This window comes from Candidatus Pseudomonas auctus (assembly GCF_048654275.1).
Classification (GTDB): Bacteria; Pseudomonadota; Gammaproteobacteria; order Pseudomonadales; family Pseudomonadaceae; genus Aquipseudomonas; species Aquipseudomonas pharyngis.
The window spans coordinates 1-21,555 of record NZ_JBJYZK010000006.1 but is presented as its reverse complement, the minus strand read 5'-3'; the positions used below and the strand labels follow the sequence as shown (position 1 = coordinate 21,555).

The following is a 21,555-nucleotide window of genomic DNA, read 5'->3' as shown; positions in this document are numbered from 1 at the left end:
CAAGGGTAAACCTATGGGCAAGTGGCGATGAAGGACACCCAAGCCCATCGACACACCCCTTCGGTGATAGCGACTGACAGCAGAGGCTTGCCCGTTCGCCAGGTTGCTTATCTGCGCGCTATCGCCGATGCCCCTGTGGAAACACTCATCACCCGCCTGCGCCACGACACAGCCGGGCATCTGCTCGAGAAGCAGGATCCGCGCCTGTCCATTGCCAGTCAGGTGACCGTTTTTGCGTTGAGTGGCCAGCCACTCAAGGTCAAGAGTGTCGATGCCGGCATGAGCGTGGTACTGCCGGGTCAATCGGGAGAGGAACTTCAGCGCTGGAATGCACGGGGCAATCACTGGCTCACGACCTACGACAATCATTTGCGCCCGTTGACCGTTGAACAGAACGGGGCACCGGATATCGAGACCCGGAAAGGACATTGGGTGGGCCTTGGGGGGCAAGGTCCCGTATGTAGGGCCGGGCATAAAGGCGATTCCAGGGACACAAGATATTCTTAAAGAGGTCAAAGCCATTGGCCAAAACCTTACGCAAGAACAAGAAGATGCTCTGGATTCAGACATCACTGGACTGATGGATTTGCTGCAGGTTGGCTCACAACGATTGATCGAACGAGCAACTCTGGCAGGAGAAACACAGTTGCTGGGACGCTCGCTGGAGCGCATCAGACAGAAGACTGAAAAACGCATTGGTGAACTCAAGGATCTGCGGGCGGTGCTGCACTCCAGATCCGCGAGGATTACCGCGGTGTAGGACACAGTGGAACGACGCCTCGTGGTATGGTGCCAACCCCATTTCACCCTCAGTTTTCTCAGCATGCTGCCGACTTCCCGTACCTTGCGTCTGTCGTTGTACACCCTGCTGATCATCGCCGGTGCCGCCCTTGCTGCAACGCTTGCGATCCGCCACGCCGAGCGCCAGGCGCTGGAAGAAGACGCGGCCCGGGCCAATCAGCAACTGGCGCTGTATGCCAACTCGCTGCACACCCTGATCGACCGCTACCGCGCCCTGCCCGCCGTGCTGGCGCTGGACCCGCAGCTGCGTGCGGCGCTGGCCGGTCCCGTGAGCGCCGAACAGCAAACGGCACTCAATCTGAAGCTGGAAAAGATCAACGGCGCCGCACAGTCCTCGACCCTTGAACTGCTCGACCGCACCGGCCTCGCGGTGGCCGCCAGCAACTGGCGCCTGCCCAGCAGTTACGTCGGTCACAACTATGGCTTTCGCCCCTATTTCAGCCAGACCCGCACCCAGGGCACCGGGCGTTTCTACGCGGTCGGCGTGACCAGCGGCATTCCTGGTTACTTCCTGTCCAGCGCGGTGCTCGGCGATAACGACGAGTTCCTCGGGGCGATGGTGGTCAAGCTCGAATTCCCCGAACTCGAACGCGAATGGAGCCAGGGCAGTGACACCCTGCTGGTCAGCGATGCGCGCGGGATCATCTTCATCGCCAACCAGCCCGGCTGGCGCTATCGCCTGCTGCACCCGCTGAGCCCGGCCGATTACCGCGAGATCAAGGCCACCCGCCAATACGACAAACAGTCGCTGGTGCCACTGACGCATCTGGCGCTGCGCAGCTTCGATGACAACAGTGATCTGCGCCGCGTCGAAGGCCCGCAAGGCACGGCGGATTACCTGTGGGAATCGCTGCCGCTGACCGCCGAAGGCTGGACCCTGCATCTGCTGCGCCGCCCGCAATTGTCCTTTGAAGATCAGCGCAATGCCGGGCTCGCCGCTGCCGGGGTATGGCTGGCGCTGGTGTTCCTGTTGCTGTTCCTCAACCAGCGCTGGCGTCTGGCGAAGATGCGCCAGCGTAGCCGCGAAGAGCTTGAGCAACTGGTCGAGGAACGCACCCGGGATTTGCGCACGGCGCAGGACGGTCTGGTGCAGTCGGCCAAACTCGCGGCACTGGGACAGATGTCCGCCGCGCTGGCCCACGAAATCAATCAGCCGCTGACCGCCCAGCGCATGCAGCTTGCAACGCTGAGACTGCTGCTCGATCACGGTCGGGTCGATGACGCCTACAAGGCGCTCAAACCGGTGGATGAAATGCTCACACGCATGGCCGCCCTCACCGGCCACCTGAAAACCTTCGCCCGCAAGAGCCCCAGCGGCTTGCGCGAACGGCTGGACCTGGCGACGGTGGTCGATCAGGCCCTGCAATTGCTCGATGCGCGCCTGCGTGATGAACAGGTCAGTCTGGTGCTGCACCTGACCCGTCCGGCCTGGGTGCGCGGCGATGCGATCCGTCTGGAGCAGGTGCTGATCAACCTGTTGCGCAATGCCCTCGATGCCATGCAGGGCAAGCCCTGCAAGCGTCTGGAAATCCGCCTGGAAACCGACGAGCAACTGTGGCGCCTTAGCGTTATCGACAATGGCGGCGGCATCGCCGAAGAACATCTGGGTCAGGTGTTCGATCCGTTCTTCACCACTAAACCTGTGGGTGACGGGCTGGGTCTGGGGCTGGCAGTATCGTTCGCCATCGTCCATGAATCCGGCGGGCGCCTGTGCGCCGAGAATGGCGACAACGGCGCGGTGTTCAGCCTGACCCTGCCGATCGATCTGGAGGCGCACATCTGATGCTCAACGCGGTGATGGTGGTCGATGACGAAAGCAGCATTCGCAATGCCGTCGAACAATGGCTGAGCCTGTCCGGGTTCGAGGTGCAGCTGTTCAGCCGTGCCGAGGAATGCCTGGCGGCGCTGCCCAGGCACTTTGCCGGGGTGATCCTCAGCGATGTGCGCATGCCGGGCCTCAGCGGTCTTGAACTGCTGGCCGAAGTGCAGCGCCGGGATCCCGATTTGCCGGTGATTCTGCTGACTGGCCACGGCGATGTGCCGATGGCGGTCGAAGCCATGCGCGACGGCGCTTACGATTTTCTGGAAAAACCCTTCAGCCCCGAGACCCTGCTCGGCAGCCTGCGCCGGGCGCTGGACAAGCGCCGGCTGGTGCTGGAAAACCGCGCCCTGCACGAGCAGGCCGACAACCGCGCCAAACTCGACGCGACGCTGCTCGGCGTGTCCCGTGGTTTGCAGACCTTGCGCCGACAGGTACTCGATCTGGCGACGCTGCCGGTCAATGTGCTGATCCGTGGCGAAACCGGCAGCGGCAAGGAACTGGTTGCCCGCTGCCTGCACGACTTCGGCCCGCGTGCCGACAAGCCGTTTGTGGCCCTGAACTGCGCGGCGATCCCCGAGCAACTGTTCGAAGCCGAGTTGTTCGGGCACGAGAGCGGCGCGTTCACCGGGGCGTCCGGCAAGCGCATCGGCAAGCTGGAATACGCCGATGGCGGCACGCTGTTTCTTGATGAAATCGAAAGCATGCCGCTGGCCCAGCAGGTGAAACTGCTGCGGGTGTTGCAGGAACAGAAACTGGAACGGCTGGGGTCAAACCAGAGCATTCGCGTGGACTTGCGGATCGTCGCCGCGACCAAACCCGATTTGCTGGACGAAGCGCGGGCCGGGCGTTTTCGCGAGGATCTGGCGTATCGCCTGAACGTCGCCGAATTGCGCCTGCCGCCATTGCGTGATCGTCGTGAAGACATCCCGCTGTTGTTCGAATCCTTCGCCCAGAGCGCCGCCCAGCGTTTGGGCCGGACGTTCCCGCCGCTCAGTGGTGCGCAGTTGAGCCACCTGCTCAGCCATGACTGGCCGGGTAATGTTCGCGAGTTGGCGAACGTGGCCGAACGGCAGGTGTTGGGGCTGGATGAACCGGTGCAGGGCATAGATCCCGGCCAATCGCTGGCGGCGCAGCAAGAGGCATTTGAAGCGCAGTGCCTGCGGGCTGCAATGACCCGGCACAAGGGGGATGTGAAAGCCGTACTGGAAGAACTGCAACTGCCGCGTCGCACCTTCAATGAAAAGATGCAGCGCCATGGGCTGACCCGCGAGATGTTTGTGCCGTAATGAAACACAAAGTCTAAAGGGCGCTCCACTGTCAGATCTGTCAGGTTACGCGGTACTGCGTAACGCCTAAACTGAGGCCTCTACGTCCTGCCGTGCGGGAGAGGCACAAGGGCATGAATACTTCCCCCCATTGGTGCACACCCTCGCTGTCTGTCCACGACAGCCGTGGCCTTGTGATTCGTCAGGTCGCGTACCTGCGTACGGTTGCCGATGAATCTGTAACGCCCCTGATCACGCGACAGCAACATAACGCGGCCGGCCAGAGGGTGCAGCAGCGTGACCCGCGTCTTGCCCTTGCCAATATCTCAAGTGTTCTCAATCTGGCCGCAGAGCCGTTGAAAGTCGACAGTGTGGACGCCGGTTGGCGACTGAGTCTGCCAGGTCCGGGGGGTGAACCCTTGCAGCAGTGGGACGAGCGCGGCAGTCACTGGCAAAGTACCTATGACGATCAACTTCGCCTGGTGGCCGTGGCGCATAACACCCAACCCGATATTGAGACCTGCGTCTACGCAGACGCATCGGCCGACACAGGTTTCAACCTGCGTGGCCAGTTGATCCAACGGAAGGATTCGTCAGGGCATTTGATTTTCGACAGTTACTCGACGCTGGGTACATCACTGCGCGAAACCCGCACTTACTTTGATGGCAAGGTGTTCACCAGCAGCCGTCTCCACAGTCCAGACGGCAGCGTGCTGGAGCAGACCGACGGCGGCGGACACTGCCAACTGTTCAATTACGACATCGCTGGACAGATCAATCACGTACAGCTGCAGATCAAAGGACAGACTCGCTGGCAGGCAGTCCTGCAGGATGCGAAATATGACGCGGCCGGGCACATCATTGAACAATTGGCGGGCAACGGCGTGACTCGACGCTGGTTTTATGATCCGGCCAGCCTGCGTCTGCTGCGTCAATCGGCTCGGGTGAATGCGCTGCCGCCACTGCAGGATTTCGGATATGAATATGACCGGGTGGGTAACATCACCCGGATTCTCGATCATGTGTTCACGCCACATTACTTCGCCAATCAACGAGTCGATGGTCAGCGCGAATTCAAGTACGACTCTCTGAACAGACTGCGCAGCGCCAGCGGTTACGATGACGCGGCGCCTCAAGACAACCCGGGGCGACCGCACCCCACCGATCCCAAAGACCGGCGTAACTACATTCAAACCTATTCCTATGACTCCGGTGACAATCTGTACCGGATCCGGCATGTGCGTGATGGCCACAACCATACCCGCGAAATGTCCATCGATCCCGGCAGCAACCGGGGAGTACGCCGGGCCTGCGGCGACCCTGCCCCCGATTTTGGCACGCTCTTCGACCGTCATGGCAATCTCTTGGCCCTGCAACCTGGTAATCCCCTTCAATGGGATTCCTTCGACCAACTGGAGTGCGTCACTCTGGTACATCGCGATTCGGCTCCCGACGACACTGAGTTCTATCGCTACAGTCAGGGTTCGCGAGTTTACAAACGCCACGCGACCTACTCGGCCTCGAACAGCCACTACCACGATGTTTACTACCTGCCGGGGCTGGAAGTCCGGTGCAAAGACAATGGCGAAGAACTCAATGTCATCACCCTGAACATCGGTATCGGCACTGTACGGTGCCTGCACTGGGTCGCGCGCGCACCCGCCGGTGTCGATCCGGATCAATTGCGCTTCACGCTGGATGATCACCTGGGTTCGTGCCTGATGGAGCTCGATCACCTGGCGCAATTGATCAGCAACGAAGGCTTTTACTCGTTTGGCGAAACGGCATGGATGGCCGCACGCTCGGTAATCGAACTGGCCTACAAGTTCGTTCGCTATTCAGGCAAGGAAATGGATGAAAGCGGCCTGTATTACTATGGCGCGCGGTACTACGCGCCTTGGCTGCAACGCTGGATAAGCAGCGATCCGGCGGGGGTGGTCGACGGGCCGAATCTTTACGGATTCACAGGCAACAATCCCATCCGTTTTATCGATAACGATGGACAGGGACGTTCCCTGTTCCACGAAACGCCGCAAGAACGCGATGCAAGGAAAGCGCAAAGCGCTGCGGCTCAACAGGCCCTCTCAGCCAACAAGGCGCTTTCACACGCGGTTGTCCGGCATATGAAAATTCTCGAGGTCACCGACCTGCGGATCCGCGCCGTTGAATCACAACTCGACAATCTCCAGTCGCAAAATGCGCTGACCGGTAACGCCGTCAAGCGCACCGGCACCTTCGTCGTAAAACAAGTGACCAGTTACGTGGTCGGGATCGGCGTAGGCGCAGTGGCAGGTGCATTGGGCGCGGTCGCGGGCCCCGTCGGTACCGCGTTCGCCATCGTTCTTGGGATGTTAGCCAAGACGACGACCGGTCTGGCATTCGACTATGTTGCGGAACAGCAGGGCCTATCGACGTCAGTCATACTCAAATCCAGAAAACTGAATCCGGAAAGCATTGTGCGCAAAGGCGAATACAAAACCGTCTCGCTGTCAGGCTACGCTCACATGAAATACAAGAAAACGTTTGAGGGCGTCATGGCTCCCACCGAACTCAACGTGCTCAAGGCAACCAAGGAAGTCTCGTCTCCGCTCATATCCATTGCAATGAAGGCCCATGAGTCTCCGCTATCCGGGGAGATCGGTGCCGTTATGACCACCCTGGTCGGCGCCGTCGAAATCATGTACGAGATCGAAAGAGCCAAGGACGGAATGACTCCTGCGCTGCAAGAGAAAATCGAACTGCTTAATCAGTACATACCCGCTTTGATTGATGTATTGGAAAGAGGATTGGCTGAAGTGAACACGGCGTTCGATACCGCCAACCGCGACTCGATTCATACCTATCGAATGCTCAGCAAATTCTTCGGGAACGCACCGGGGGATACTTACCAAAGCGTGGCGGATGCGACAAACGCAACCATTTCAAACTTGAGGAATCTTCACGCCCGGACTCAACGCGGTTTCAACTGAGCCATGTTCATCATGCGAGGAGTTGCCGAAGCCAGCAATCTCGGCAACTTTCTGCTCAATCGCCACCGACAATGAGCGGATTTCCGCTCAAAAAATCCACCTCCCCCCTCTAAACCGGCCCTCTCCCCGTTGGCACAGCTCCTGCTTTAGCCCTCGCAGGCTGCGTTTCAACGCGCTCCACAACAACAATTAAATGAAGGATCCTTCAATGGATAACTCCAACACCCTGCCCCTTGGGTCGGCTGCCGTGCCGGCCAAAGAACGAACCACCGCCAGTCGCATCAAGTCGATCTTCAGCGGTTCCGTCGGCAACATGGTCGAGTGGTACGACTGGTACGTCTATGCCGCCTTCTCGCTGTACTTCGCCAAAGCCTTCTTCCCCAAAGGCGACACCACCGCCCAACTGCTCAACACCGCCGCGATCTTCGCCGTGGGCTTCCTGATGCGCCCGATCGGTGGCTGGCTGATGGGCCTGTACGCCGACAAGGTCGGACGCAAAAAAGCCCTGATGGCCTCGGTTTACCTGATGTGCTTCGGCTCGCTGATCATCGCCCTGAGCCCGGGTTATGAAACCATCGGTGTCGGCGCGCCGATCCTGCTGGTGTTCGCCCGTCTGCTGCAAGGCCTGTCGGTCGGTGGCGAATACGGCACCTCGGCGACCTACCTGTCGGAGATGGCGACCAGGGATCGTCGCGGCTTCTTCTCCAGCTTCCAGTACGTGACCCTGATTTCCGGCCAGCTCATCGCGCTGGGCGTGCTGATCGTGCTGCAACAGTTCCTGACCACCGAAGAGCTGTACGCGTGGGGCTGGCGTATTCCGTTCGCCATCGGCGCGCTGTGTGCAATCGTCGCGCTGTACCTGCGTCGCGGCATGGAAGAAACCGAGTCGTTCACCAAGAAGGAAAAGTCCAGGGAAAGCGCCATGCGCACCTTGCTGCGTCATCCGAAGGAACTGCTCACCGTGGTCGGCCTGACCATGGGCGGTACGCTGGCGTTCTACACCTACACCACCTACATGCAGAAATACCTGGTGAATACCGTCGGCATGAGCATCTCCGACTCCACCACCATTTCGGCGGCCACGCTGTTCCTGTTCATGTGCCTGCAACCGATCATCGGCGGCCTGTCCGATAAAATCGGTCGTCGCCCGATCCTGATCGCCTTCGGCGTGCTCGGGACGATCTTCACCGTGCCGATCCTGATGACCCTGCACACCATCCAGACCTGGTGGGGCGCGTTCTTCCTGATCATGGCGGCGCTGATCATCGTCAGCGGCTACACCTCGATCAACGCTGTGGTGAAAGCCGAGCTGTTCCCGACCGAAATCCGCGCCCTGGGCGTCGGCCTGCCGTACGCGCTGACCGTGTCGATCTTCGGCGGCACCGCCGAATACATCGCGCTGTGGTTCAAGAGCATCGGCATGGAAACCGGTTACTACTGGTACGTGACTGCGTGCATCGCGGTGTCCCTGCTGGTGTACATCACCATGAAAGACACCCAGAAACACTCGCGCATCGTCACTGACTGATCGGGTTTCTGCAGCCACCGCAACGGTGGCTGTTCTGGCCCCATCGCGAGCAAGCTCGCTCCAACAGATCCAATGTGGGAGCGAGCCTGCTCGCGATTGGAGTCACCTCGGTCTCATGCTGACTCGGCAATCGCCGGTTTTCCATAACGTTTCTGCGCAAAAGACGCGCCGACAATCATCACCAGCAGAATCCCCCCCAGCACCGCCGACGAACCGATGGTGCCAAAGTCCAGCCCACCCTTCTCATGGGACTTGGTCATCAGGTCGCCCAAGGTCGCGCCGAAGGGCCGGGTCAGCACGAACGCCACCCAGAACAGCGCCACCGTCGAAATCTTCGTGAAGTACTTGAGCAGCACGACTACGCCAATCGCCGAGCCGATCAACAGCGCGCCACCGGCAAAGCCCAGACCCGAGTCGTCCGCCAGGTAATCGCCGAGCGCGGTGCCCAGGGTGTTGGAGAACAGAATCGCCATCCAGTAGAACATCTCGCCGCGAAAGCTCTGCACCTTGGTGACGTTGAGCGAGTCGCCACTCAGGCGCCACGCCGCGAAAATCGCCAGCAGGATCGCGATCAGGATCATGGAACCTGTGGCGTAACCCAGTTCCAGCGTACGGTCCATGAAGTCCGACATGGTGGTGCCGGCGGTGCTGGTCGACAGGATCACGATCCAGTACAGCAGCGGTTTGTAGGTCTTGGACATCAGTTGCGCGATCAGCGTCAGGACAAACACGCTGATCAGGATCAGCGAGCTGATGGCGTAACCGACATTGAGGGTCATCGACAGCAAATCCCCCGCGGTTTCCCCCAGGGTCGTCGCGCAGATTTTCATGACCCAGAAGGCCAGGGTGATTTGAGGCAGTTTGTTCATCGCAGGCAACGCTCCAGTGTGTGACGGCCGGTTTTTGGCTTTATGGCCGTGGGCAGACTGGCGTTGCGCGGGTGAAAAACCGGTCGGGAATCCATGAAAAATCTGTCACACAAACGAAAAGCGGCGATTAATCACCGGTTAATGCCCCCGCCGCATCCTGCACCTACCTGATCGATTAACTGCGCGACGCTCGCTGCGACGACGAAAGCGAATTGAATGCGTCGCCCTTAATATCAATTTAATCGATTATTTTTAGCATTATTTTGCGCTTTTTAATCAATTTAGTTGGCGTAGCATGAACCCCATGCGAAACACATCGCCAACGAACCCGGAGACAACGACCATGAAAACCAAACTGATCCTCGCCCTGACCCTGTCCGTACTGGCCGCCAACACCTTCGCCGCCGATGGCTCGGACAAAACCAAATCCGCCGACTTCATTTCCGGCGCCAGCGCCGCCATCGAAACCAGCCACACCGGCACCTACGCTGCTGACGGCTTCGACAAGACCAACGTCGGCAAAGCCGTTGCTGCGGATGGTTTCGACAAGACCGGCACTGCCAACGCTATCGCCGCAGACGGTTTCGATAAAACCGGTACTGCCAACGCCATCGCTGCCGACGGTTTCGATAAAACCGGCACTGCCGCAGCCATCAGCTGATCATCAAATACACACACCACAGCCCGGCTTCGGCCGGGCTTAGTCATGTCTGGAGGGCTGGAAATCAGCCGCCCGTCCTTGCACTATGGCCGCTCTCTGACAGCCGTTTCCAGGACCACCCGCCATGCCCGATGACATCCATTTCTACGAACCGGCCAACGGCCACGGCCTGCCCCACGACCCGTTCAACGCCATCGTCGGCCCGCGTCCCATCGGCTGGATTTCTTCGCAGGATGCCGAGGGTCGGCTGAACCTGGCGCCCTACAGCTTTTTCAACGCGTTCAACTACATTCCGCCGATCATCGGGTTCTCCAGCGTCGGTCGCAAAGACAGCCTGAACAACATCGAACAGACCGGCGAATTCGTCTGGAACCTCGCCACCCGCCCGCTGGCCGAGCAGATGAACCAGAGCTGCGCGATGGTCGGGCCGCAGGTCAATGAGTTCGAACTGGCGGGGCTGACACCGGTGGCGTCGAAGGTGATTGCCGTGCCGCGCGTAGGCGAAAGCCCGGTGTCCTTCGAATGCAAGGTCACCCAGATCATTCAGCTGCAGCGCGCCGACGGCGAGACCGTGCCGAGCTGGCTGGTGCTCGGCGAAGTGGTCGCCGTGCATATCGCCAAGTGGCTGTTGAAGGACGGGATCTACGACACCGCCGCCGCCGAACCGATACTGCGGGGCGGCGGGCCGGCGGACTACTTCCAGCTGGGGCCGGAGGCGTTGTTCAAGATGTGGCGCCCGGGGGCGACGAAGTAAGCGTTTACCAGATCAGCTCGGCGTCGTCGGTGACGCCCTTGAGCTTGTCCAGCTCATTGATCGCGGCTTCATCGGCCGCGATGGCGCCGGGGAAAACCTGATCGCTCAGCAGTTTGTGAAAGCGCGGCGCGCCGCCGTCGACCAGGGCCTTGACGGCGATCGCCGCGTGATAACCCTTGTTGCCGCCCAACTCGACGGGGACTACAGCGGAAACCGCTTCGAAGTGTTCGAACTCTTTACGTGCCATATCGCAGGTCCTGGCTCAGTCGGATAAGCCGGACATTAAACATTCAACCGGCAAGTTTGTGTACCGGCGCAGTGCATTGCCCTACGGCCTGTGCGGCCGAGACTTCCTTGAACGTGTGGAAATCCAGGCTGTTGACCACCAGGTCCTGCACCAGCTCGGCAAAGACTTCCATCGACGGGCTGCTGAAGTACGCGGTCATCGACTGCTGGTTGCTCCAGAAACCGGAGACCAGCCACAACTCGGGATCACACTGCGAATGCTGCAAGGCAAAGCTCAGGCAGCCGGGGGCGGCGCGGGACGGTTCGATCAGGGCGCTCAGGCGCATGCCGAGTTCCGCCGAACGTCCGGCACGCGCTCGAACGAAGGCCATATGACTGACGGGAATCTGCTTGGACATGTTCAACCCTCCCAGGGAGTCGCGTGGCAGCCGGGGACGGGCTGCGACAGGATTCAAGGTTAAGGGCCGCTCCCCGTTCGCCGTTAGTCGATTCCTGCCGTCGCGTTGCACAATCCTGCGAGACTGTCTTGCAGACCTGTAACAAGTCGTAAATTCCTGTCACCGTCCTGTCACACCGATTTCGGGCAACTCTGACCACCTGCGTCCTGCTATGGCTGGATGGGCCAACAACCCAATGCAGGATCAGGCAAGCATTTCGCAGGATGTGTCTACCGCCCTGGCTTGCACAAACTTATGCTCTGCTCCACTCCACCGACTTTGCCGAGGATGCCGCACGTGACGTCATTCGATCGTTTTCAAGCGCCACCCGATGCCGACATGGAAAAGCAGCGCGCGGAACTGGCGGCGATCATCCGCCGCAACACGTCCGAAGATGGCAGTTATGCCACTGCCGTCGGTTCGCTGTTCATGTCGCGCCACACCCAGTCCCATGACTTCGCCCCGGTGCTTGCGCAACCGGCGCTGTGCATCATGGCCCAGGGGCGCAAAGAGGTACGGCTGGCGGATGAGTTCTTCAATTACGACCCGCTCAATTATCTGGTGGTGTCGGTCTCGATGCCGTTGAGTGGACGGGTGGTGAATGTCTCGCCGGAGGAGCCGATCCTCGCCGTGCGCCTGGACATTGATCCTGCGGAAATCACCGCGCTGATCGCCGACGCCGGTCCGATGGGCGTACCGACCCGGCCGACCGGGCGTGGTCTGTATGTGGAGAAAATCGACAGCGCCATGCTCGATGCGGTGCTGCGTCTGGCCCGCCTGCTCGACGCACCTAAAGACATCGCCATGCTCGCGCCGCTGATCCGCCGGGAAATTCTCTATCGCCTGCTGCGCAGCCCGCAGGGGCATCGGCTGTACGAAATCGCTATCGCCAACAGCCAGAGCCACCGCATCAGCCAGGCGATCAAATGGCTCAACGGCAACTTCGAACAGCCGCTGCGCATTGATGACCTGGCGAAGGAAGTGAACCTCAGCGTCTCGACCTTGCATCACCGCTTCAAGGCGATGACGGCGATGAGTCCGTTGCAGTATCAGAAGCAGCTGCGCCTGCAAGAGGCGCGGCGTTTGATGCTGGCTGAGGGGCTGGAAGCGTCGGCGGCCGGGTATCGGGTGGGGTATGAAAGCCCTTCGCAGTTCAGTCGCGAGTACAGCCGGCTGTTTGGGGCGCCGCCGTTGAGGGATCTGGCGCGGTTGCGGCTTTCGGTGTGAATTCAAAAGCTCCCCCTCACCCTAGCCCTCCCGAAACGTCGGACCGCCCGGAGGGAGAGGGAACCGATTGGGGGATCTTGACGAGGTTCACCGACTTGAACGATCGGCTTTGAATCCAGAATCAAGTTCAACGATTGGCTTGGAATCCAGAATCAAGTTGACCGACTGGTTTTGAATCCATAATCGACTCGTTCTCTCAGGTCGATGGATAGCGCCAGACAACTCGGTCGGCTCCCTCTCCCTCCGGGAGAGGGCTGGGGTGAGGGAGCGATTTCGAGCAGAAGCGTAATCAAGCGCCGAGCACCCGACACGCCTCACTGGGCAACGTCACCGACACCGGATGCCCGATCCCCAACCCAATCCCCTGACACGGCGTACTCAGCGCCGTGAAGGTCACCCCGGAACATTCCACCGTAGTCTCGATGGTCGCGCCAATATCCCGCACGAACGTCACCTTGCCCAGCAGGCGATTGCCCGCCGTGGCCTGCGGCGCCGACAGTTGCAGGTCTTCGGGGCGGATCAGCATTTTCACTTTCTGCCCGACCACGATGCTGCTGCAGATTGGCACTTGCAGGGCATCGCCACCCGGCAGCACGACCTTGCCATCGCCCAGCGCGGTGGCCGGGAAAATATTCCCCGAGCCGATAAAGTCCGCGACGAATTCGTTGGCCGGATGCCGGTAGATTTCAATCGGCGTACCCACCTGCTGCACCCGATGCTCGCCCAGCACCACCACGATATCGGCCATGGTCATGGCCTCGCGTTGATCGTGAGTGACCATGATCGTGGTGATGTTCAGGCGTTGTTGCAGCTGGCGGATTTCCACCTGCATCGACTCGCGCAACTTGGCATCCAACGCCGACAGCGGTTCGTCGAGCAACAGGATTTTCGGGTGCGAGGCAATCGCCCGGGCAATCGCCACTCGCTGACGCTGGCCGCCGGAGAGCTTGGCCACCGGGCGATCGATCATCGGTTGCAGCTGGATCAGTTCCAGCAACTCCACCACCCGTGCCTGTTGATCGGCCTTGCTGACGCCGCGCAGTTTCAGCGGATAGGCGATGTTTTCGCCCACGGTCATGTGCGGGAACAGCGCCAGCGACTGAAACACCATGCCGAAGTTGCGCAGGTGCGCCGGGGTGTGGCCGATGTCCTCGCCGTCCAGGCGGATCTCGCCGCCGGTGAGGGTTTCCAGCCCGGCGATCATCCGCAGCAACGTGGTCTTGCCGCAACCCGACGGACCGAGGAAGCACACCAGTTTGCCCTCGGGCAAATGCAGGTTGACGTCTTTTACCGCGCAGGCCGAGCCGTAGTGTTTCTCGACGTTTTCCAGAATCAGACCAGACATAAAATCACCTCAAGAAATCAAAAGGAAACGCCGCCCTCACCGACCAGCTTCTCCAGCGCCCAGATCAGGACGAAGTCGATCAGCACGATCAGCACGGCAAACGAGAACACGGTAGGGTCGAGCGATGACACGGTGCGGCTGTACATCCAGATCGGCACGGTCATGACGTCGATGGTGTAGAGGAAATAGGTCACGGTGAATTCGTTGAACGAGACGATGAACGCCAGCAGCATCCCCGCCAGAATCCCCGACTTCATCAACGGCACCACCACATCGACGATGGCCCTCAATGGCGACGCGCCAAGCATCTGCGCGGCTTCTTCGACTTCGCTGCCGATGGAGAGCATGGCCGCCGTGCAGTTCTTCACCACGAACGGCAGCGCCAGAATCACGTGGGCAATCACCAGTCGCGAGGTGGTCATGTGGAACGGCAGGCTGTCGAATACCAGCAGCAAGGCCAACCCCAGCACCACCATCGGGAACACCAGCGGAAGCGACATCAGTTGCAGCGCCACACCCTTGCCACGGAACTCGCAACGGGTCAGCGCGTAGGCCGCCGGCACCGCGATCAGCGTGGCGAAAATCATCGTCAGGCACGCCACCAGCAAACTGGTGCCCATGGCCTGGCCGAGGCTCAAAACATCGCTGGCATCGGGCGAGACGAAGGTGTGCCACGCCGCCTTGTACCACTGCAGGCTGTAGCTGCTCGGCGGGAAGTCGAGGTTCGACGCACCGCTGAACGACATCACGATCATGGTCAGGATCGGCAACACGGCCAGCAGCAGAATGATCCCGGAGAGGATGCCGGCAAACTTGCCGGTGTCGCCCGGCAACAGCGACTGACGCTTCTTGAACAGGGCACTCATTGCGAAGCCTCCAGCAGACGGCGACGGCGGCCGGTGATGTATTCGGACAAGGTCATGATGGCGAGCGTGGTGACGATCAGCACCACCCCGGCGGCGGACGCGGCAGGCCAGTTCATCAGCGGGGCGATCTGGTCATGCACCATCACCGCGAGCATTGGCACTCGCCGACCGCCGAGCAACAGCGGCACCACGAAGCTGCTGGCGTTGTAGGCGAACACCAGGGTCGCGCCGGTGATGATCCCCGGCAGGCTCATCGGCAGCACCACCTGACGGAACACCTGAAAACGACTGGCGCCCAGCGTCGCGGCAGCCTCTTCGTAGCTGCGGGCGACGCCGCGCATGGCGCTGGCAATCGGCAGCACGGCCAGCGGAAACGCGGTCTGCACCAGGCCCATCAACACGCCGTTCTGGTTGTACAGCAACATGATCGGGCGCTTGATCAGACCGAGGCCCATCAAGGTCTGGTTGAGCATGCCGCCGGGGCCGAGGATCACCAGCCAGCCGTAGCTTTGCAGCAATAGGTTGACCAGCAGCGGCAACAGCACCGCCGCCAGAAAGATCCGCCGCACGAACGGCGAGGTCAGACGCGACATGGTGTACGCCACCGGGATCGCCAGCACCACCGCGATCACCGCGCTGATCAGCGCCAGACGCAAGGTCAGCAGCAAAGATTTGAGGTAGTAGGGTTCGAGCAACTGCGCGTAACTGGCCAGGCTGAAGCCCGACCACTCCGCGCCCTTGGTGCCGACGCTCATGCGCAGCACCAGCAGGCTGGCGGCAATCAGCACGCCGAGAAACAGCATCGACGGCGTGAGGAAAAACCACGCCCGCGCCGTCGGCGAAACACCGCGCGCCGGGCGCACGTCACCCGTGCCGACCGGTTGGGTCAGGGATTGATGTTCCATAGCAATGATCTCGTCAATGGAAAAACAACGGCTTCAAGCTCACCTGGCCCTCTGTGGGAGCGAGCCTGCTCGCGATGCGGACTGACATTCACCAACAACGTCGGCTGACAGATTGCTATCGCGAGCAGGCTCGCTCCCACAAGAACTTTCGGTGCTTGAGAGCCTGAGTACGTCACTCGATCAGGAAGAAAAGATTTCCGTGTAGCGACGAATCCACTGGTCATGCACGGTCGCCAGGAAGGCGTTGTCGTGCATGATCGCCTTCTCCGCGATCTGCTCCGGCGTGAGGATGAACGGGCTCTTGCGCGCGTCGGCGGAGATGATCGCCTTGGCGTTGACCGGGCCGTTGAAGATGTCTTCGGCCATCTTGCCCTGCACCAGCGGGTCGAGGGAGTGGTCGATGAAGGCGTAGGCCAGGTCGGTGTCGCCCGGACGGTTCTTCGGCATCACCGAAAGCATCAGGTCGGTGTAGAAACCTTCCTTCATGCCGAACGTGGCACCGAGGCCATAGTTCGGGTCGCGGATCTGCTTGGGGAAAAACGCCGGGGCGTAGAGGCCGCCCATATCCAGGGAACCGGTGCGAAACAGCTCGGCAATCTGGTTGGGGTTTTCGCCAAGGGTCACCACGCGGTCTTTCAGCTCGGCGAGTTTCTTGAACCCTGGCTCGATGTTGTGCTCGTCACCACCGGCCAGTTTGGCGGCGATGATGATCAGGTCCATGGCCTCGGTCCAGTTCGGCGGCGGCAGGAAAATGTTCGGCGCCAGATCGCCGTCCCACAGCGCGGCGTAGCTGTCCGGCGCGGTGCTCTGGGTGCGGGTGCTGTAGACCAGACTGTTGCACCACAAAAGGTAACCGATGCCGTGACCGTTGGCGCCGGTGCGGTATTTTTCCGGGACGTCGACCAGATTGGGAATGCGGTTGAGATCGGGTTTTTCCAGCAGCCCGGCAGCGGCCAGACCTTCGGCGCCAACGCCAGCCAGAGTGATGATGTCGTACTGCGGACGGTCACCGCCGGCCTTGAGTTTGGCGACCATTTCCGAGGTGCTGCCGGTGCGGTCGGCAATCACTTTGGCGCCAGTCTTGGCTTCGAACGTTGCGGCGATATTGCGCAGCGCGGCCAGGCCCGTGTCATCGGACCAGGTCAACAGGCGCAGGGTCTTGCCGGCGAAGCGGGTGTCGCTGGCACTGGCCCGGATGAAGGGCATGCTCATGGCCGCCGCAGCCACCGAAGCCACGCCGACGGTTTTGATGAATTGACGCCTGTTCAGATCGTGCTCGCCCATTTGGGACTCCCATTATTCTTGTAAGTATGAGATTGATCGCAACCCTTGCATCTGCTTGACCGAGATTGCTCAAGCGCCCGGTTTCAAAGGGCTTGAGCGTGGTCTGCGGGTTCATCCTGAGGTCGTGCAAAACACCTGACTATCGATAAAAACTCATTGGAGCCATGACGCCGGCGCATGCCTCGTTGCGAGGCATGCGCTGACCTTTTTCGGGCATTCAGAGCGCGCGGATCACGTGCTTGATTTCCTGAAATGCCGCCAGGCCCCACGGCCCCAATTCGCGGCCGAGGCTGCTCTGTTTGTAGCCGCCCCACGCGGTCTGCGGGAAGATCACCTGCGGCGCGTTGAGCCACACCAGCCCCGCCTGCAAGGCGTTGGCGACCCGATCCGCGGTCTCGGCATTGCGCGTGACCACGCTGGCCACCAGACCGAACTGGCTGTCGTTGGCCAAGGCAATCGCCTCGGCTTCCGTAGCGAAACTGCGCACGCAGATCACCGGGCCGAAAATCTCTTCGCACCACAGCGCACTGTCGAGGGGCACTTCGGTGAAGATTGTCGGCTGCAAGAAATAGCCGCGCGGCAGATCGGCGGGACGATTGCCGCCACAGATCAGCTTGGCCCCGGCGCTGAGGCCACGGTCAATATGACCGAGCACTCGCTGGTATTGCGCCTGATTGACCAGTGCGCCCATCTCGACGTCAGGATCGAACGGATCGGCGACACGGATTTTTTCCGCGCGGGCCTTCAGACGAATCAGGAATTCGTCGGCCAGTTCATCGGCGACCAGCACCCGGCTGGTGGCCGAGCACATCTGCCCGGCGTTGAAGAAACCGCCACCGCAGGCTAGCTCCACCGCCAGTTCCAGGTCGGCATCCTCAAGAATCAGCAGCGAGGATTTGCCGCCCAGTTCCAGGCTCACGCCCTTCACGGTTTCAGCGGCGCGCTGCATCACCTGCACACCGACGGCGTTGCTGCCGGTGAAGGAAATCTTGGCGATGCGCGGGTCCGCCGACAGCGGCGCGCCGACTGCCAGACCGGTGCCGCACACCAGGTTGAACACGCCTTTGGGCAAACCGGATTCGGCGATGATGGTCGCCAGCTCCAGTTCCGGCAGCGGCGTGACTTCAGACGGCTTGAGCACCACGCAGCAACCGGCGGCCAGGGCCGGGGCGAGTTTCCACGCGGTGGTGACCATCGGGAAATTCCACGGCACGATCAGCCCGACGACACCGCACGGCTCGCGGCGCAGACGTGCGCTGAAGTCGTCGCTGGGCAGCGGCACGTTGCTGTCCTGTTTCGCATCGAGGCCTTCGGCGAGTTCGGCGTAGTACTCGAAGGTGGCGATCACGTCATCGACATCGATGCCCGCTTCGAACTGCGGTTTGCCGTTGTTGCTCGACTGCAACTTCATCAGATGTTCGCGGCCGTTGCGCACGCCATTGGCGATGTTGCGCAGGATCGCGCCGCGCTCGGCACCGGTGGTTTTCGACCAGCCCTTGAAGGCGTCGGTCGCCGCCGTTACCGCTTGATTGACGGCGCGTTCGTCACCGCCGTTGACCGTGGTCAGCAGCGCTTCGGTGGCCGGGTTGATCACGCGCAGGTGTTCGCGCCCGGCGGACCATTGGCCGTTGATGTACAGGCCGTCGAGTGTGGTCGGGAAATTCATCATTGGGCCACCGCCTTCATCCATTGGGTCTGGTCGATCTCGATCAGGGTCGGGCCCTGACGATCGGTGGCGGCGCGCAATGCACTGCGCAGGTGTTCGGCGGAGCTGATCGCCTCGGCCGCGCAACCCAGGGCCTTGGCCACCCCGATGAAGTCCGGGGTATAGATGTCCACGCCCACCGGCTCGATGGCACGGTTGACCATGTATTTCTTGATCTCTTCGTAACCCTGGTTATTCCACAGCAGGATGATCACCGGCGTGCGCGCTTCCACGGCGCTGGCCAGTTCCGGCAGGGTGAATTGCAGACCGCCATCGCCGATCAGGCACACCACCGGCGGACGCGCGCCGTGTTCGAGGTTACCGCCGAGCCATGCGCCAATCGCCGCCGGCAAGGCGTAACCGAGAGTGCCGTAACCGGTGGACGAGTTGAACCAGCGGCGCGGGCGCTCCGGGTTGAAGGTGAGGTTGCCGGTGTACACCGGTTGCGTGGAGTCGCCGACGAACACCGCGTTCGGCAATTCGTGCAGCACGGTTTCGAGGAAACGGGTCTGGGCCAGAGTCGGCGCGTCCCAGGTCGCGGCCAGGTCTTCACGCAGACGCGCGGCGCGTACCTGGCCCCAATCGTTGCGGCGCTCGGCCAGCGGTTTGTGCGACAGCGCACTGAGCAGCGCTTGTGCAGCGTTGCGCGAGTCGGCCACCAGCGCCACGTGCGGCGGGTAATTGCGCACGGTCTGGTCCGGATCGATATCGACGCGCAGCAACTTGCCGGGGATTTCGAAACCGCCGGCGAAGGTCACGTCGTAGTCGGTTTCCGCCAGTTCGGTGCCAATCGCCAGGACCACGTCGGCATCGGCCACCAAAGCACGGGTCGCCACCAGGCTCTGGGTCGAACCGATCAACAGCGGATGGCTGGACGGCAACATACCTTTGGCGTTGATGGTAAGGGCCACCGGTGCGTCGAGCAGTTCGGCCAGTTCGGTGAGTTCGGCAGCGGCATCGATGGCGCCGCCACCGGCGAGGATCAGCGGACGCTGGGCGCCGGCCAGCAGTTCAGTCATGCGGCTCACGGCGGCCGGCGCAGCACCGGCGCGGTCGATGTTGACCGGCACGCTGGTCAGCAGTTCGTCGGCTTCTTCGACCAGCACGTCCAGTGGAATCTCAATGTGCACCGGACGCGGACGCCCGGCCTGGAACAGCGCGAAAGCACGGGCCAGCACGCCCGGCAATTCGGACGCCGACATCAGCGTGTGGGAGAACGCCGCCACGCCGCCGACCAGTGCGCTCTGGTTCGGCAGTTCATGCAGCTTGCCGCGTCCGCCGCCCAGTTGACTGCGCGACTGCACGCTGGAGATCACCAGCATCGGGATCGAATCGGCGTAAGCCTGGCCCATGGCGGTGGTGATGTTGGTCATGCCTGGACCTGTGATGATGAAGCACACACCTGGTTTGCCACTGGTGCGGGCGTAGCCGTCGGCCATGAAGCCGGCGCCCTGCTCGTGGCGCGGGGTGACGTGGTTGATGCTCGAACGGGCCAGCCCGCGATACAGCTCCACGGTATGCACACCGGGAATGCCGAACACCTGCTCGACCCCATAATCTTCGAGTAACTTGACCAGTACTTCGCCACACGTCGCCATGTCTTTGCCCTTCTTGTTCGTTGAGGCACCGGGCTTTAAAGGAACCGGTGATTGGCCTCATTGAAACGGGCGACCCGTAGCCGCAACAATCGATAAAAGCTCATACTAGCCATGTCCTCACGTCATACCTTGGATCCACATGAAACGACTGCCTCCCCTGCCCGCCCTGCACACGTTTCTGATCACCGCGCAGTGCTGCAACTTCACCCGGGCCGCCGAGCAGTTGCACATCACCCAGGGTGCGGTGAGCCGGCAGATCGCCGGGCTGGAGGAACATCTGGGTTATGAGCTGTTCATTCGCCTGGCCCGGGGCCTGGAGCTGACGGCCGAAGGTCGCGAATGGCTGCCACGGGTGCAGCAGGTGTTCAGCCTGATCGGCGATTCGGTGGAGCAGATCGGCGCCAAACGCGAAACCCTGCAACTCAAGGCGCCGAGCTGCGTGATGCGCTGGTTGTTGCCGCGCCTGCTGCAATGGCAGCGCGAGCGTCCGGACGTGCCGGTGAAGCTCACGGCCTCGTTGCAGCACGGGGTGGATTTTCATCGCGAGCAGTTCGACGCGGCGGTTATCTACGGCACCGCGCCAAACGACTCACCCGCAACCCTGCATCTGTTCGATGAACAACTGACGCCAGTCTGTTCGCCAACGCTGCTCAACAGTGGACCAGCCCTCTACTCACCGGCGGATCTGCAACACCACTTGCTGCTGCATCCGACCCACACCGATGACGACTGGACACTCTGGCTCAACGCCGCCGAACTGCACCTGAGCAATATCGCCAGCGGTCAGCATTTCGAGACGCTGGATCAGGCGATGTCGATGGCGTCCCATGGGACGGGTGTGGCGATCGGCGACTGGTCACTGATCGGCGACGACTTGAACGCCGGGCGACTGGTGATGCCGTTCGATCTGAAGGTGAAGACGGGACTGGGCTATTACATCGTCGCGCCGGCGTCGGAGCCGTCGGCGAAATTGCAGGAGTTGATGGGGTGGTTGGTGGAGCAGGCTCATACGCGGTGAGGCCATGCCCTCACCCCAGCCCTCTCCCGGAGGGAGAGGGAGCCGATCGTGGGATGCTCGAAAATTACGCCGACCTGAACGTGCTGTACCGAATCCATAATCGACTCGAACTTTCAGGTCGATGAATCACGTCAGACAACTCGGTCGGCTCCCTCTCCCTCCGGGAGAGGGCTGGGCGGGGTAAAGACCGGGTACATCCTTTACGTTTGAGACCGGGGACATGGTTTACAGGTATCAATCATGGTCAGGAGGTGC

At 61.2% G+C, this 21,555-nt stretch carries 18 protein-coding genes; 9 read left to right on the top strand and 9 right to left on the bottom strand.

The genetic code is table 11. The annotated features are described in order from the left end of the window. The first annotated feature begins 27 nt into the window (after positions 1–27). The 5 genes from ACKUG4_RS13190 (at position 28) to ACKUG4_RS13170 (ending at position 8,385) form a co-directional block, all read left to right on the top strand. A complete protein-coding gene (locus ACKUG4_RS13190; protein WP_445434165.1) occupies positions 28–507 on the top strand; it encodes a hypothetical protein in 480 nt (159 codons plus the stop codon). 316 nt (positions 508–823) lie between these two features. Then, positions 824–2,584 carry a two-component system sensor histidine kinase MifS gene (gene mifS, locus ACKUG4_RS13185; RefSeq protein ID WP_085647281.1) on the top strand — a complete coding sequence of 587 codons (1,761 nt, stop codon included), beginning with the start codon at positions 824–826 and terminating at the stop codon, positions 2,582–2,584. Next, a complete protein-coding gene (mifR, locus tag ACKUG4_RS13180; RefSeq protein ID WP_085647280.1) occupies positions 2,584–3,909 on the top strand; it encodes a two-component system response regulator MifR in 1,326 nt (441 codons plus the stop codon). The genes mifS and mifR overlap by 1 nt, the downstream gene beginning before the upstream one ends. Before the next feature lie 113 nt (positions 3,910–4,022). Beyond that, a complete protein-coding gene (locus ACKUG4_RS13175) occupies positions 4,023–6,857 on the top strand; it encodes an RHS repeat-associated core domain-containing protein (protein ID WP_445434164.1) in 2,835 nt (944 codons plus the stop codon). Between the two features lie 208 nt (positions 6,858–7,065). Further along, on the top strand, positions 7,066–8,385 hold the full coding sequence (locus tag ACKUG4_RS13170; RefSeq protein ID WP_445434163.1) for an MFS transporter: 1,320 nt from the start codon (positions 7,066–7,068) through the stop codon (positions 8,383–8,385). Between the two features lie 113 nt (positions 8,386–8,498). Here ACKUG4_RS13170 and ACKUG4_RS13165 read toward each other — a convergent pair whose 3' ends face one another. Next, positions 8,499–9,254 carry a COG4705 family protein gene (locus tag ACKUG4_RS13165; protein ID WP_236190337.1) on the bottom strand — a complete coding sequence of 252 codons (756 nt, stop codon included), beginning with the start codon at positions 9,252–9,254 and terminating at the stop codon, positions 8,499–8,501. Between the two features lie 343 nt (positions 9,255–9,597). On the opposite strand from ACKUG4_RS13165, the gene ACKUG4_RS13160 reads away from it, so the two are divergent. Next, positions 9,598–9,915: a hypothetical protein gene (locus ACKUG4_RS13160; RefSeq protein WP_085610837.1), complete on the top strand. Its 318-nt coding sequence runs from the start codon at positions 9,598–9,600 to the stop codon at positions 9,913–9,915. A 124-nt stretch (positions 9,916–10,039) separates the two neighbouring features. Beyond that, positions 10,040–10,669: a flavin reductase family protein gene (locus ACKUG4_RS13155; protein ID WP_039765924.1), complete on the top strand. Its 630-nt coding sequence runs from the start codon at positions 10,040–10,042 to the stop codon at positions 10,667–10,669. A gap of 4 nt (positions 10,670–10,673) precedes the next feature. Here the strand turns inward: ACKUG4_RS13155 and ACKUG4_RS13150 are convergent, their stop codons facing one another. Together ACKUG4_RS13150 and ACKUG4_RS13145 are read right to left on the bottom strand one after the other, a co-directional pair. Next, a complete protein-coding gene (locus ACKUG4_RS13150; protein ID WP_445434162.1) occupies positions 10,674–10,916 on the bottom strand; it encodes a hypothetical protein in 243 nt (80 codons plus the stop codon). Between the two features lie 43 nt (positions 10,917–10,959). Then, positions 10,960–11,313 carry a putative quinol monooxygenase gene (locus ACKUG4_RS13145; RefSeq protein ID WP_064599069.1) on the bottom strand — a complete coding sequence of 118 codons (354 nt, stop codon included), beginning with the start codon at positions 11,311–11,313 and terminating at the stop codon, positions 10,960–10,962. Between the two features lie 336 nt (positions 11,314–11,649). Between ACKUG4_RS13145 and ACKUG4_RS13140 the strand changes: the two genes are divergently transcribed. After that, the gene (locus ACKUG4_RS13140; RefSeq protein ID WP_039765922.1) at positions 11,650–12,579 is read left to right on the top strand and encodes an AraC family transcriptional regulator; all 930 of its coding nucleotides are present in this window, start codon (positions 11,650–11,652) and stop codon (positions 12,577–12,579) included. 289 nt (positions 12,580–12,868) lie between these two features. Here ACKUG4_RS13140 and ACKUG4_RS13135 read toward each other — a convergent pair whose 3' ends face one another. The 6 genes from ACKUG4_RS13135 to ACKUG4_RS13110 all read right to left on the bottom strand — a co-directional run bounded on the left by ACKUG4_RS13135 (position 12,869) and on the right by ACKUG4_RS13110 (position 20,282). Then, complete coding sequence (locus ACKUG4_RS13135; protein WP_085709574.1) at positions 12,869–13,924, bottom strand: ABC transporter ATP-binding protein; 1,056 nt, start codon at positions 13,922–13,924, stop codon at positions 12,869–12,871. Between the two features lie 17 nt (positions 13,925–13,941). Further along, positions 13,942–14,790, bottom strand: coding sequence for an ABC transporter permease (locus tag ACKUG4_RS13130; protein WP_221398011.1), 849 nt, complete (start codon positions 14,788–14,790; stop codon positions 13,942–13,944). Next, the gene (locus ACKUG4_RS13125; RefSeq protein WP_039765919.1) at positions 14,787–15,695 is read right to left on the bottom strand and encodes an ABC transporter permease; all 909 of its coding nucleotides are present in this window, start codon (positions 15,693–15,695) and stop codon (positions 14,787–14,789) included. The genes ACKUG4_RS13130 and ACKUG4_RS13125 overlap by 4 nt, the downstream gene beginning before the upstream one ends. A 180-nt stretch (positions 15,696–15,875) precedes the next feature. After that, positions 15,876–16,979 carry an extracellular solute-binding protein gene (locus ACKUG4_RS13120; RefSeq protein WP_445434161.1) on the bottom strand — a complete coding sequence of 368 codons (1,104 nt, stop codon included), beginning with the start codon at positions 16,977–16,979 and terminating at the stop codon, positions 15,876–15,878. A 217-nt stretch (positions 16,980–17,196) separates the two neighbouring features. Beyond that, positions 17,197–18,645 carry an aldehyde dehydrogenase family protein gene (locus tag ACKUG4_RS13115; RefSeq protein WP_445434160.1) on the bottom strand — a complete coding sequence of 483 codons (1,449 nt, stop codon included), beginning with the start codon at positions 18,643–18,645 and terminating at the stop codon, positions 17,197–17,199. Further along, positions 18,645–20,282, bottom strand: a complete 1,638-nt coding sequence (locus ACKUG4_RS13110; RefSeq protein WP_445434159.1) for a 5-guanidino-2-oxopentanoate decarboxylase — start codon at positions 20,280–20,282, stop codon at positions 18,645–18,647. Before ACKUG4_RS13110 ends, ACKUG4_RS13115 begins: the two co-directional genes overlap by 1 nt. 139 nt (positions 20,283–20,421) lie before the next feature. Between ACKUG4_RS13110 and ACKUG4_RS13105 the strand changes: the two genes are divergently transcribed. Beyond that, positions 20,422–21,300, top strand: a complete 879-nt coding sequence (locus ACKUG4_RS13105) for a LysR substrate-binding domain-containing protein (protein WP_445434158.1) — start codon at positions 20,422–20,424, stop codon at positions 21,298–21,300. The last annotated feature ends 255 nt before the right edge of the window (positions 21,301–21,555 follow it).

Coding starts and splice junctions, on each gene's coding strand:
- ACKUG4_RS13190 (WP_445434165.1), top strand. CDS start 28: ATGAAGGACACCCAAGCCCATCGACACACCCCTTCGGTGATAGCGACT.
- mifS (WP_085647281.1), top strand. CDS start 824: ATGCTGCCGACTTCCCGTACCTTGCGTCTGTCGTTGTACACCCTGCTG.
- mifR (WP_085647280.1), top strand. CDS start 2,584: ATGCTCAACGCGGTGATGGTGGTCGATGACGAAAGCAGCATTCGCAAT.
- ACKUG4_RS13175 (WP_445434164.1), top strand. CDS start 4,023: ATGAATACTTCCCCCCATTGGTGCACACCCTCGCTGTCTGTCCACGAC.
- ACKUG4_RS13170 (WP_445434163.1), top strand. CDS start 7,066: ATGGATAACTCCAACACCCTGCCCCTTGGGTCGGCTGCCGTGCCGGCC.
- ACKUG4_RS13165 (WP_236190337.1), bottom strand. CDS start 9,254: ATGAACAAACTGCCTCAAATCACCCTGGCCTTCTGGGTCATGAAAATC.
- ACKUG4_RS13160 (WP_085610837.1), top strand. CDS start 9,598: ATGAAAACCAAACTGATCCTCGCCCTGACCCTGTCCGTACTGGCCGCC.
- ACKUG4_RS13155 (WP_039765924.1), top strand. CDS start 10,040: ATGCCCGATGACATCCATTTCTACGAACCGGCCAACGGCCACGGCCTG.
- ACKUG4_RS13150 (WP_445434162.1), bottom strand. CDS start 10,916: ATGGCACGTAAAGAGTTCGAACACTTCGAAGCGGTTTCCGCTGTAGTC.
- ACKUG4_RS13145 (WP_064599069.1), bottom strand. CDS start 11,313: ATGTCCAAGCAGATTCCCGTCAGTCATATGGCCTTCGTTCGAGCGCGT.
- ACKUG4_RS13135 (WP_085709574.1), bottom strand. CDS start 13,924: ATGTCTGGTCTGATTCTGGAAAACGTCGAGAAACACTACGGCTCGGCC.
- ACKUG4_RS13130 (WP_221398011.1), bottom strand. CDS start 14,790: ATGAGTGCCCTGTTCAAGAAGCGTCAGTCGCTGTTGCCGGGCGACACC.
- ACKUG4_RS13125 (WP_039765919.1), bottom strand. CDS start 15,695: ATGGAACATCAATCCCTGACCCAACCGGTCGGCACGGGTGACGTGCGC.
- ACKUG4_RS13120 (WP_445434161.1), bottom strand. CDS start 16,979: ATGGGCGAGCACGATCTGAACAGGCGTCAATTCATCAAAACCGTCGGC.
- ACKUG4_RS13115 (WP_445434160.1), bottom strand. CDS start 18,645: ATGAATTTCCCGACCACACTCGACGGCCTGTACATCAACGGCCAATGG.
- ACKUG4_RS13110 (WP_445434159.1), bottom strand. CDS start 20,282: ATGGCGACGTGTGGCGAAGTACTGGTCAAGTTACTCGAAGATTATGGG.
- ACKUG4_RS13105 (WP_445434158.1), top strand. CDS start 20,422: ATGAAACGACTGCCTCCCCTGCCCGCCCTGCACACGTTTCTGATCACC.